Below are 12436 nucleotides of genomic sequence, written 5' to 3' on the forward strand. Positions count from 1 at the left end.
ATCGTCTCCTTTTAAAGCATTTCAATAAATGCAGCCATACGAGTTTTAAGTTGTCCAATATCTGAAGTAGAATAGTCTGTCTCTATATTCATATATGGTATTTTCATTTCTTCATTCACAAACTTCTTAATTCTATGAGTCTCAACGTTATAAGTATGACAAGCTTGTAATGTTATATCTATAACACCATCAACTGAGAACTCATTAACTAGCTGGCTGATTAAATCTAGTCTACCATCATTTGGTGCCATAACTGAACATGGAATACTTAAATATTTTTCTGCTAATGCATCAATTGGATTTTTTGTTTCATCAACCAGCCTAATTTTTTCTTTAATTCCAGAACAGTTCTCAAAACAAACTACTACTCCACCACTTTCTTCAATGGCAGTTAAAACTTTATCTGCTACTCCGCCTATAGGACAACCAGTAATTAATATTCTCGGTCCATTTTTATAAGTATCTTTCTTTGCATCATAATTAGCTTTTATGTCTTCTATTGTTTCTCTTAACATTCTATTTTGTTCTTTTTTATCAAAAGTGTAGTGAGTTGCATCTATTATTTTATGAAGTTGTAATCCACTTATTGGTGCTGGATTTAATTTTGCTAATGAATAAAGATCTTTTAACACATTTCTTTCTTCGTTACGAATTTTAATTGCTTCTTTAAGTGCTTCCTCTGTTATTTTAACATCAAATTGATCTTCAAGTCTTTCCATAAAATATTTAATTTCTTCTTTCCATACTTTAAGAGCATGTTCTCTATTAGTGTTTTGAGGTAATTGCATAACATGCAGTGGTTTTATTTCTTCTAGATATTCATACATTTTCTTTTTTCCATCACAAGTAGTTTCTCCTACTATTAAATCTGAAAAATATGTATATGGGCACTTGTCCGTTAATGCAAATCCATAGCTTGCTTTTATAAGTGGACATAAGTTTTTAGGTAAATGTTTTTCCGCATCTGGAATAGTTTCTTCACTAACAGCGCAAAGACTTATTGGATATGCACCTGCTGCATATATAGCCTCTACTGGTGCAAAAGTACAAAATGTACCTACTACCTTTTGTCCTTTATCTTTTAACTCTTTAACTTTAATAAAGCCATTTCTTCTTGTTTCATTAAACTCTTCAAAGTTTTTTGGTAAATTATTCATTACAAACCCTCCAAATATATAATATATGAGTAAAATATTATCTAGTCTTTATAAACACTTGAACTTTAATATCTGTAGCTTTAATAGTTTTACTGTTTTTTTATGAAATAAAATTATTAATACTAAATCTTTTACCAGTTATTTTTGATTACAATTTAAAAGCTCAACTATATGTAGTTGAGCTTTTAAATACAAAAGGAAAATTTTAATTAAAGGATAAACGACTATAACCAACTTCGTCTTGAGTTAATGTTAACATATATTTTGATAATTGTGAATTTTTGTTTTTCAATGATTATACACTTATCTATAGATATATTAAATATAGGGTTCCACAATAAAGATTTAACTTATACATGATTTTAATTTCAATAACAAAAATTCTTTCTATGAATTAAAAATTAAGAATGAAAAATGAAGAATTAAGGTCAAAACTTTACTGCTAAAGCTTTTGGAGTTTTTTAAAAATAAATTTTGTTTTAAGAAATTCATCTCTAGATTATTTTTATAGTATTTCTTCATAACGAAAAAAACTTGAATGTTTCCATTCAAGTTTTTCATGGAGCTGGCAATAGGAATCGAACCTACAACCTGCTGATTACAAGTCAGCTGCTCTACCGTTGAGCCATGCCAGCAATTATGGCGACCCAGAAGGGACTCGAACCCTCGACCTCCGGCGTGACAGGCCGGCACTCTAACCAACTGAGCCACTGGGCCATATTATGGTGGTCGCAACAGGGATCGAACCTGTGACCCTCTGCTTGTAAGGCAGATGCTCTCCCAGCTGAGCTATGCGACCATAATGGTGACTCCTAGGGGAATCGAACCCCTGTTACCACCGTGAAAGGGTGGTGTCTTAACCGCTTGACCAAGGAGCCAATGACGACTTTTTTATTTTTTATAAAATGGAGCTGGCAATAGGAATCGAACCTACAACCTGCTGATTACAAGTCAGCTGCTCTACCGTTGAGCCATGCCAGCAATTATGGCGACCCAGAAGGGACTCGAACCCTCGACCTCCGGCGTGACAGGCCGGCACTCTAACCAACTGAGCCACTGGGCCATATGTGGTGGTCGCAACAGGGATCGAACCTGTGACCCTCTGCTTGTAAGGCAGATGCTCTCCCAGCTGAGCTATGCGACCACTAATGGTGACTCCTAGGGGAATCGAACCCCTGTTACCACCGTGAAAGGGTGGTGTCTTAACCGCTTGACCAAGGAGCCATATGTCATTTTGCTTTTGTTAGGTCGGTGCTTTCTGCACACCCGACAAGTAATATAATACCTAAAATCCTTAACAATGTCAACAATTTTTCAAAAAAAATTTCACTTTTTATCATAAAAGCTCATTTAATATGATAAACCTAGATAAATCAACAACTTTACTGACACTTTTCTCTAAGAAAAAAGTCATAATTTGAAATTTATTATAAAATTTTAAAATAAATTTATATACTTCTTCACAATATATATTCTATTCTGGATTAAATAATTTATGACTAATATGCCATAAATTATTTATTGATGATTACTTGATGGTTTTATTAGTAATACTTATAATAAGTTTAACATTATTTTTTCTTTTTAGAAAGGAGATTTTATTTTGAAACATGACCTTATTATAGTTGGTGGCGGTGCTTCAGGAATTATGGCTGCTATTATAGCAAAAGACCTGGGCATAGATGTAGCTATATTAGAAAGCAATGATAGAATAGGTAAGAAAATTCTTACAACAGGAAATGGAAGGTGTAATATAACCAATAAAAACATAAATGTTTTAAGGTATCATAGTGAAAATAAAACTTTTTTTAATAAGGTCTTTGAAAGCTTTACATTAAAAAATACCGTAGATTTTTTTAATTCAATTGGTTTGTATTTAGTTACCTTAGATAGTGATAAAATGTATCCTATGTCCTTGCAAGCTTCTTCTGTACTGGATGTTTTTAGATTTGCTTTAGAGGAAAGGGAAGTTCCTATTTATTTAAATCATAAAGTAAAAGAAATAAATTATAAGAACAAATTTATTATAAATTGTAATAATGAAGAAAACTTTGTTTGCAGCAAGCTTTTACTTTGTACAGGAGGAAAAAGCGCACCTAAAACTGGTTCTGATGGTTTTGGTTTCACCTTAGCTAAAAAACTAGGACATAATATAATAAATCCTATTCCAGCTCTTGTGCAGCTTAAATTAAATCATAATAAGTTAAAAGCACTATCTGGTGTCAAATTTGATGGAAATGCACATATATATGTAGATAATAAATTAAGGAGAAGTGAGTTTGGAGAGATATTATTTACGGATTATGGTATTTCTGGCCCTCCTATCCTTCAACTTAGTAGAATTGCTTCTTATAATTTATCTAAAGGAAAAGATATATCTTTAAAAATTGATATGATGAGTAATTTTTCAAAAGATGAATTAAAGAGATTTTTAGAAAATCATTTTGGAACATATTCATATAGATCTATACATGATGCCCTTATAGGTATAATCAACAAAAAAATTATTCCTATAATACTTAAAGAATCTAATATTGATAATATACATAAGCCTTGTTGGTCATTAGAATGGGAAGAAAAAGAAGCGTTATTATCCTTATTAAAAGAATGGACATTTAAAGTAAGTGGTACTAACTCTTTTGATAATGCACAAGTTACAGCTGGTGGTGTAGATACAAAAGAAGTAGATGAGAACACCTTACAATCAAAAATAGTTCCTAATCTATATTTTGCTGGAGAGATATTAGACGTAGATGGAGATTGTGGTGGTTTTAATCTTCAATGGGCATGGAGTTCTGCCTCAGTGGCAATCAAAAGCCTCAAAATGTCAGAATCATAATAAATACTAATTATTGTGCTCAAATAGATATTAATAACTAGTACTATAGAAGATAACCAAATATATATCTAAAAGACTAAAAGACTTCACATAGGTATAATATTATTCCTTTAAAATAGTTCTTTCTATGAGTGAAGAATTTATAATCTATAAACAAACTTTAAAAGTAAAAAAGCTAGTCTTATAGACTAGCTTACTTATATTTACTTATTTAAAGCTTCTAATAATTTTTCTAGATCTAATCCATGAACTGTAGCTGCTTCTTCTAAAGTTTCTGCTTGTGCTGATGGACATCCTACACAACCCATTCCAAAACTCATTAATACATCTACAGAATTTGGATGTTGTCTTACAACCTCACCTATTGTCATATCTTTAGTAATTTTCATAAATAACACCTCTTCCATTAATTATATATTAGGCATCTTTGACCATTTATTTTAGATACCTTATTATTATCTTCTTATATGTTTTTTTTATCCTTATTGATTAACTTTATTATACAACACAAATTCAAAAAAAACTGTAACTTTTGTTACAATTTTATATTTTAAATAAAAATTTATATACTTATTACTTCATATAATAGAATAACATCCCATTTTAGGATGCTATTTTACTATTTAAATAACGTCTTTTTTTGTAAAGATTAAATTACTTATAATTAATAATGCTGCTACATATGCAATTATTATAGCTAATGAAAAACCTAAAGTTGCACCTTCAATAGGAGGAAGTCCAGCACCACTTATTAGAGTATTTGAGTCATAGGCTGCAAGATTTAAATGACCAAATATAATGTATTTAGACCACCAATAATTTTTAGTTAACATCATTATTGGTACACCTACTGAACTTGCTATAATTGATGTACTTAGAGCTATTCCAATTCCTTTAAAAATCGTAGCTAAACTAAAGGCTAAAGTTATATAAAATATATCTTTTGGTATTGAATATAGTACTATTTTTATTAATATAGGTAAAGTATATCCACTTGCTGCTTTTGTACCAAAGAAAGCTATACCTACTATTGATGATGAAATAAATATAACAACATAACTAACTAATAAGAATAATATCACAGTTATATATTTTGAAAATAATATAGCGGTTCTATTCCATGGACGTATTAAAAGTTGCTTTATAGTTCCGTCCTTCCATTCATCAGTAAATATCTGTGCTCCTAATATCATTGCAAACATACCTATAACAGAGCTACCCCACATAATTGATACTTGTATAAAACTTATGTAATCTGTATTTACACCTTTACTAGGACTTATAAATTTAATTACAATTGCTGATGCTATAACTATAACACTCATAAATATATAAAAATATGGTGCTGTTCGTTTTGTATTTACCTTCATAATTTCATTTCTAATAAGTTGAATAAAACCCATAGTCTATTTCCCCTCCTTAGTCATGCTTAAGAATACTTCTTCTAAGGATTGAGTAATTTGTTTTACTTCATAAATTTTCAATCCACCATCAATTAATCTATTTATAATTAATGGAATTTCATCTCTTTTTAAATTAATTACAATTCTATTTTTTTCTACTTTGACAACACCAACAGAATTTATTAATTTTTTAGCTAAATCTATATTATCAACTTCAATTTCTACATCTAACTTTTCTTCTAAACTATTATTTTCATTTTTAATAGTACGTTCTCCTATTAATTTACCTTCTTGAATAACTATTATATTATCACAAATAAGTTCTACTTCTGATAATAAATGACTTGAAATTATTATAGATATATTTTCTTTTTTAGCTAAATATCTTAAATATTCACGAAGCTCATGTATTCCCTCAGGATCAAGTCCATTAGTTGGTTCATCTAATATAAGAATTGATGGTTTATGTAAAAGTGCCTGTGCTACTCCTAATCTTTGCCTCATTCCTAGAGAATAAGTTTTTACTTTTTTATTTATTGCATCTTCTAACTTAACAAGTTTAACAATTTCATTTATTCTCTCTTGTGACACTGAAGTTTTTCTCATTCTTGCAAAGTGAATCAAGTTTTTCATTCCACTCATATATTTATATAATTCAGGATTTTCAATAATTGCACCTATATGCTCTAAAGCTTTAATTTTATCTTTTTTAACATCATATCCTTCAATAAAAATATCACCTTTATCTATTCCTATAAGCCCAACCATCATACGGATTGTTGTTGTTTTACCTGAGCCATTAGGCCCTAAAAACCCATAAATTTCTCCTCTCTCCACAGAAAAGGAAAGGTCTTTAATTATTTTTTTCTTTCCAAAAGACTTATAGACATTTTTAACCTCAACTACCTTATCTGACATATTGTCTCACATCCATTTCCTTGTTTTGTAAAAAACTATTTGTCTTAAAACTTATATCTTTGTGTCTAAAATACCTTATACTTTAAGTCCATGTCCATTTTATAACTTTTGCTTAATACATACCATTAATATAAAATTACAATAATATTAAATTATTTTAATATAACATAATCTTTAGAATTAAATCATAATATTTTTTTAGTTTTATTGATAATATATAATTTTTCAAAAAATAATAAAAAGCACATAAAAATTATGTGCTTTTTATTATAATTCACTTACAATCATTGTTTGATCTCTTCTTGGTCCTACAGATACTATTGATGTTTTAACACCAGTGAATTCTTCTAATCTTTTTAAATATATTTTTGCATTCTCTGGTAATTCTTCATAAGTCCTGGCATTTGCAATACTATCATCCCAACCATCAAACTCTTCGTATATTGGTTCACACTTAGCAAGATCTTCTAAGCTTGCTGGAAAATAATCTATAATTTTATCCTCAAATTTATATCCAACACAAACCTTTAATTTTTCAAGTCCTGCTAATGTATCTATTTTAGTTACTGCAAAACTTGTAAGTCCTGACACTCTTGCTGCTGTTTTTAATATTACAAGGTCTAGCCAACCACATCTTCTGCTTCTTCCTGTTGTTGTCCCATACTCATGACCTTTTTCTCTTATCCAATCGCCAACTTTATCATTTAACTCTGTTGGAAATGGTCCTTTACCAACTCTTGTAGTATATGCCTTAACTACACCAACGGCACTATTTATCATTGTTGGTCCAATTCCTGTACCAACACATACTCCTCCAGCAGTAGTATTCGATGAAGTTACATATGGATATGAACCAAAATCTATATCAAGTAATGTACCCTGTGCTCCTTCAAATAAAACTTTTTTATTTGATTTTATAGCATCAAATATTCTAACTGATGTATCTTGCACATAAGATTTTAATCTTTTACCATAATCTAAATATTTAGCATAAACTTCATCTAAATTTAAAGCTTCTCCACCATAAAGCTTAGTTATAGCTTTATTTTTAGTAGGTAAATATTCTTCTAATTTAGTTCTTAAAACTTCAGGCTTTACAAGGTCACAAACTCTTATTCCATTTCTATCAACTTTATCACTATAACAAGGTCCTATTCCCTTACGAGTAGTCCCTATATCATTTTTACCCCTAGCTTCTTCTTTTAATTTATCTAATACCTTATGATATGGCATTATAACTTGTGCTCTATCACTCACTATTAATCTATCTGGAGTTATGTTCTCTCCTAATCCTTCTAAGTATTCTATCTCTTTAAATAATGCTTCAGGATCTACAACTACTCCATTGGCAATTATATTTAATTTTTCTTTATATAATATTCCTGAAGGAATTAGATGAAGCTTATATTGCTTATCCCCTACCTCAACAGTATGACCTGCGTTATTTCCTCCTTGGAATCTAACAACTACATCTGCTTTTTCTGCAAGGTAGTCTGTCATTTTACCCTTACCTTCATCTCCCCATTGAGCTCCTAAAACCACAAATGATGACATTCTAATTCCTCTCTTTCGTAAATTTATTTTCTTATCATAATTTTCATTGTTATATCTTAAAATAATCCTATTAATCCAATTGGTTTATAATGTTAAAAGGTTAAATGTCAATCTTTAGTATACCCAACTATAAAATATTATTTAAATTCTCCGTACTATTTACCTAAAATTTATATTATCAAAGTGATAGAATTCAGTTAATATAATTGCGAACATCTTTTTATATTTTGAATCAACATACGTAATATATTAATAAAAATTACTTAGATTAGAATCTATTATTATGAGTTACTTATGAAGCTTTTATATATATTAAGATTATCTAAACTCCATATTCGCTCAGAAAAGCTACCTATTTCAGTCTCTTTTAATGCTTTATTCATATCGTACATTCTAGCATCAATTATATCTAAGTGATGTAAAAGTTCAGCCTCTGGTATCATAGGTTTTTTGGGACTTCCATACTCAGGTTCATAGTGATGTGTTAAAATCATATGTTGTAAAAGCATCACTACTTCTTTATCAGCCTTTACTTCTATACCAGCTTTTTCTACCAAGTTAATACCTAATATAATATGCCCTAAAAGCTGTCCTTCTATTGTATACTGAGACACTATTCCTAAATTACTAGCACTCATTTCATATATCTTAGCAATATCATGAAGTATTACACCTGCATATAATAAATCTTTATTTAAATGAGTGTATATTTCTAATAATTTTTCACCTGCTTTTAACATTGTAGTAATGTGATATAAAAGTCCACCTTTTACTGCATGATGATTAGATTTTGCAGCAGGATAATGAAATAACTTATCTCCACAACTATCTATAATTTTTTCTGTTATATTTCTAATATCTTTATTTTCTATTTTACAAATATAATCTAAAACAACTTCATACATATCTTCAGATTTGTGTGGTGCAGTAGGAACAAACTCTTCTATATTAATATCATCACTATCATTTATTGTTCTTATCTTATCTATTTTTAACTGAAGCTTTCCTCTATATTCATTTACTATACCTCTAACTTTTACTAACATATTTTCACTAAATAATGTTTCAAGTTCAGGCGAAACTTCCCAAAGCTTTGCATTTATTTCACCTGTACTATCAGTTAAATTAACATCTAAGTATTTATTAGTAGTGCTATTGTTAGTTAACTTACATTCTACCGATTTTATTAAATAATAATTCTCTATTTTATCGCTCTTTTCAAATTCGTTTATTTTCTTAATCATAAAATCTCCATTTCTCTTATATTCCATACTATATCTCCTTAAAATTAATCAATAATAATTATTCACGTCTATTATTAATATTATAATATATTATATAACCTTCTACATGAAAATATATTATAATTAATTGTTTCAAATTCTTTATTATACTTATCTAAATTAAATCACAATTTCACATACTTAAAAAAACATTTTATCTTTAGATGTTTCTTCTAAAGAATAAAATGTCTAAATTAACTATTGCATAAGTTTATATATTATAAATAATATTGCTGCTATTAATGCTATAGTAAAGAGTACCTTCCAGCCACTTATAGGAGTTTCTCCTTGTATTTCTCCTGTTTGACCATTTATATAATATTTATAAACTTTATTCTTAAAACTATAACTTGAAATCCATATAGGAAGTAATATATGTTTAAATTTTACATCTTTAAAAGAAGTCTTTATATTTACCTCTCTAACTTCATTAGCATCTATTTTATCAACTACATCTGAATATATTATATCGTTTATCTGCTCTTTAGCACTATTAAATCCAGTAACATGGTCTATTCCATAACGCTCAGCATAAAAGCCAGATATAAACTCAGGATTATAATGAATTAATTCTTTTAAATCATATGATTTAATTTTGTTCATTAAAACTCCATCAAGCTGGGTAGAAGCTTCTATAAGTATATCATCAAAAAATTTATTATAGTTTCCTTCAGTATATTCCCATTTGATTCGTCTTTCTTGTCTTGTCTTAGCAACTTGTTTACCATTTTCATTTTCATAATAAGTTACTGTAACATAATAATATGTTCCTGCTTCCGCTGTGTATGTAGAGTACGTTTCTGTATCATATGTCCAAAATGGAATATATATTCCTTTAAGCTTATCACTTTGATATCCATATTTTAATGCTCTAGGAGCAAAAAAATGTTTTACTATCCATTGATTAAACTTATCTTTAGCTTCTTTATCTCCCATTTTAAATGGTATAAGTGATTCTGGTGCTATATTACTTTCTTCTCTTTTAACTATATGTGAAGAGCCACAAAAGGCACAAAATTGAGCGGTGTTATTTTTTCCCAAAATAGTTTCTGCACCACAGCTATCACAATGTATAACCCTAGTTTCTGTACCCCAATCAGTGTCTTGTTTATCGACAGTACTATAAAAATCATGCTCCTCTATATTTCCACCTTCAACTTCAATCTCTTTATTATTTGAACAATAAGGACATGTTAACATCTTTATATTAGGATCATAAATCATGTTAGCACCACAACCACTGCAAGTAAATTTATCAGTATCTTTTTTTGACTTTACCTCATCATCAATTTGGCTATTCATAGTATCCCCCTAATATCTAAGATTTAGTTCCACATTCTGGACAAAACTTAGCATTTAGATCAAGTTCTGCATTACAATTTGAACATAATTTATTTGTATTTTGAGATGCACCACATTCAGAACAAAACTTAGCTCCCTCTTGTATATCAGCATTGCATTTTATACATTTAATTTTTGAGTTTATAGTTTCTCCACACTCAGGACAGAACTTAGAGTTTTTATCAATTTCTGTATTGCATTTTTTACATTTTACTGTCTCTCTAGCACTCACAGCTTGATTAGAATTTAAAGTATTAAGAGCACTATTCATCATAGTTCCTATAGCAGAGCCTGCTCCTAATCCTGCACCCATTCCTGCAAATCCATTACCTTGATTTTGTGCTGCATCTCTTATTGCTTCAGATGCTTGATATTTAGCATATTGATCAATATTGCCTATAACTCCCATAGAAGTTCTCTTATCTATAACTTTTTCAACTTCTTCTGGAAGAGATATGTTTTCTATAATAATATTTGTAAGACTAAGTCCAATAGCTTCAAAACGAGACTTTAATTTAATGGTAGATTGTTCTCCAAGCTCATCATAATATCTGGCAATATCTAACGCTGCTATATTGGTTTCTGCAAGTAAATCTGAAATTCCAGAAACAATTAGTCTTTTTAACTGTCCATTTATATGTTCTGTATCAAAAATTTCACTAGTACCAAATATTTCTTTCATAAATATTACTGGATCTAAAACTTTAAAAGAATAAATTCCAAAAGCTCTAAGTCTAAGCATTCCAAATTCAGCATCTCTCATCATCACTGGATTTGTAGTACCCCATTTTTGATCCGTAAATTGCCTAGTATTTACAAAATATACTTCTGCTTTAAAAGGAGAATTAAAACCATATTTCCATGATTTTAGTTTTGTTAATATAGGTAAATTCTGTGTAGTAAGCTCATATAATCCGGGAGTAAATACATCTGCAATCTGCCCTTCATTTACAAATATAGCTACTTGTGATTCCCTAACTGTTAACTTTGCACCCATTTTTATTTCTTTGTTCATTACTGGAAATCGATATACAATAGTATCTAAATTACTATTTGTCCATTCTATTACCTCTATGAATTGACTTTTTAAGAAATTAAATAATCCCATAATAAATCCTCCTTTTAACTATAGTTGTCAATGTTTAAGCTTATAAATTAAAGACTTGCATTAACTTAAAATTTATATAATTAATTCAATTCTATCATATGACTTTCCTGTTATCTATATAAGTAAAATAATTGTTCAAAAGTCATTATATTATGAAATAAAAATACATAGCATTTTAGCTATGTGTTTTTATAGATTACATTTAGCCATGGATTAAGCCTTAAAGTAATATATCTATATATTTATTTCTTAGGAAATTATTTAAATGTTTTCTTCTTTATCACTAGCTACTAATTCTAGTTCAGCATTTCTAACTAATCTTTTATTATCTTCATCTTTGAACTCTTCTAGTATGAGTGTAACAATATCAACTAATATCCAAATACCAAATCCACCTAAAGTCAAAAGCATAATAATAGCAGTTCCTGCTTTTCCTACATAAAATCTATGAACACCTAGAAATCCAAATAAAATACATAATATTAAAGTAATATACCAACTTTTAATACTAACTTCTTCATATAAAATTTGGCCGCAATTTTTACATCTACTTAAATTTTCTTCATTGCTATAATTACACTTTGAACATATCATAAAACTATCTCCTCTATATAAGCTTCATTAATATAATTTATGATATGTTCATAATGTATATAACTGAAAATCCTTAAAATTTATCTAATAGAAACTTAAAAGTAATTATAATTCTTTCATAAAAAGGTAGACCTACTTAAAGGTCTACCTTATATTTATTTTAGTCTCATTTTCAAAATAAGTATTTTCGTCATACTGCGCCGTCAGAATTCCATTATATATAGAATCTATCGACTATC

At 28.8% G+C, this 12436-nt stretch carries 10 protein-coding genes and 8 tRNA genes; 1 reads left to right on the forward strand and 17 read right to left on the reverse strand.

Annotated elements, in window-relative coordinates; genetic code table 11:
• Nucleotides 1-11: 11 nt before the first annotated feature.
• The 9 genes from ACY1IQ_RS08410 to ACY1IQ_RS08450 form a co-directional block, all read right to left on the reverse strand.
• Nucleotides 12-1157 carry a double-cubane-cluster-containing anaerobic reductase gene (locus tag ACY1IQ_RS08410; protein WP_461613534.1) on the reverse strand — a complete coding sequence of 382 codons (1146 nt, stop codon included), beginning with the start codon at nt 1155-1157 and terminating at the stop codon, nt 12-14.
• A gap of 560 nt (nt 1158-1717) precedes the next feature.
• Nucleotides 1718-1792, reverse strand: a tRNA-Thr gene (locus tag ACY1IQ_RS08415).
• 5 nt (nt 1793-1797) lie between these two features.
• Nucleotides 1798-1874 (reverse strand) — tRNA-Asp (locus ACY1IQ_RS08420).
• A gap of 6 nt (nt 1875-1880) precedes the next feature.
• A tRNA-Val gene (locus ACY1IQ_RS08425) sits at nt 1881-1956 on the reverse strand.
• Nucleotides 1957-1960: 4 nt separating this feature from the next.
• Nucleotides 1961-2035: transfer RNA gene (locus ACY1IQ_RS08430), tRNA-Glu, on the reverse strand.
• Nucleotides 2036-2063: 28 nt separating this feature from the next.
• Nucleotides 2064-2138 (reverse strand) — tRNA-Thr (locus ACY1IQ_RS08435).
• 5 nt (nt 2139-2143) lie between these two features.
• Nucleotides 2144-2220, reverse strand: a tRNA-Asp gene (locus tag ACY1IQ_RS08440).
• Between the two features lie 5 nt (nt 2221-2225).
• A tRNA-Val gene (locus ACY1IQ_RS08445) sits at nt 2226-2301 on the reverse strand.
• A gap of 5 nt (nt 2302-2306) precedes the next feature.
• Nucleotides 2307-2381, reverse strand: a tRNA-Glu gene (locus tag ACY1IQ_RS08450).
• 379 nt (nt 2382-2760) lie between these two features.
• Between ACY1IQ_RS08450 and ACY1IQ_RS08455 the strand changes: the two genes are divergently transcribed.
• Nucleotides 2761-3996 carry a BaiN/RdsA family NAD(P)/FAD-dependent oxidoreductase gene (locus ACY1IQ_RS08455; RefSeq protein ID WP_461613535.1) on the forward strand — a complete coding sequence of 412 codons (1236 nt, stop codon included), beginning with the start codon at nt 2761-2763 and terminating at the stop codon, nt 3994-3996.
• Nucleotides 3997-4199: 203 nt separating this feature from the next.
• On the opposite strand, the gene ACY1IQ_RS08460 is transcribed toward ACY1IQ_RS08455, so the two are convergent.
• The 8 genes from ACY1IQ_RS08460 to ACY1IQ_RS08495 form a co-directional block, all read right to left on the reverse strand.
• Nucleotides 4200-4385, reverse strand: a complete 186-nt coding sequence (locus tag ACY1IQ_RS08460; RefSeq protein WP_461613536.1) for a DUF1858 domain-containing protein — start codon at nt 4383-4385, stop codon at nt 4200-4202.
• A 234-nt stretch (nt 4386-4619) separates the two neighbouring features.
• Nucleotides 4620-5399, reverse strand: coding sequence for an ABC transporter permease (locus ACY1IQ_RS08465; RefSeq protein WP_461613537.1), 780 nt, complete (start codon nt 5397-5399; stop codon nt 4620-4622).
• 3 nt (nt 5400-5402) lie between these two features.
• Nucleotides 5403-6317 (reverse strand): ABC transporter ATP-binding protein, encoded by a 915-nt coding sequence (locus ACY1IQ_RS08470; RefSeq protein WP_461613538.1) that lies wholly within the window; start codon nt 6315-6317, stop codon nt 5403-5405.
• A gap of 267 nt (nt 6318-6584) precedes the next feature.
• A complete protein-coding gene (locus tag ACY1IQ_RS08475) occupies nt 6585-7871 on the reverse strand; it encodes an adenylosuccinate synthase (RefSeq protein WP_461613539.1) in 1287 nt (428 codons plus the stop codon).
• Nucleotides 7872-8152: 281 nt separating this feature from the next.
• The gene (locus ACY1IQ_RS08480; protein WP_461613540.1) at nt 8153-9142 is read right to left on the reverse strand and encodes a 3'-5' exoribonuclease YhaM family protein; all 990 of its coding nucleotides are present in this window, start codon (nt 9140-9142) and stop codon (nt 8153-8155) included.
• A gap of 210 nt (nt 9143-9352) precedes the next feature.
• Nucleotides 9353-10456 carry a TFIIB-type zinc ribbon-containing protein gene (locus ACY1IQ_RS08485; RefSeq protein ID WP_461613541.1) on the reverse strand — a complete coding sequence of 368 codons (1104 nt, stop codon included), beginning with the start codon at nt 10454-10456 and terminating at the stop codon, nt 9353-9355.
• A gap of 16 nt (nt 10457-10472) precedes the next feature.
• Nucleotides 10473-11603 carry an SPFH domain-containing protein gene (locus ACY1IQ_RS08490; RefSeq protein ID WP_461613542.1) on the reverse strand — a complete coding sequence of 377 codons (1131 nt, stop codon included), beginning with the start codon at nt 11601-11603 and terminating at the stop codon, nt 10473-10475.
• A 261-nt stretch (nt 11604-11864) separates the two neighbouring features.
• Complete coding sequence (locus ACY1IQ_RS08495; protein ID WP_461613543.1) at nt 11865-12197, reverse strand: TM2 domain-containing protein; 333 nt, start codon at nt 12195-12197, stop codon at nt 11865-11867.
• Nucleotides 12198-12436: the final 239 nt, after the last annotated feature.

This window comes from Clostridium sp. Marseille-QA1073, assembly GCF_054863625.1.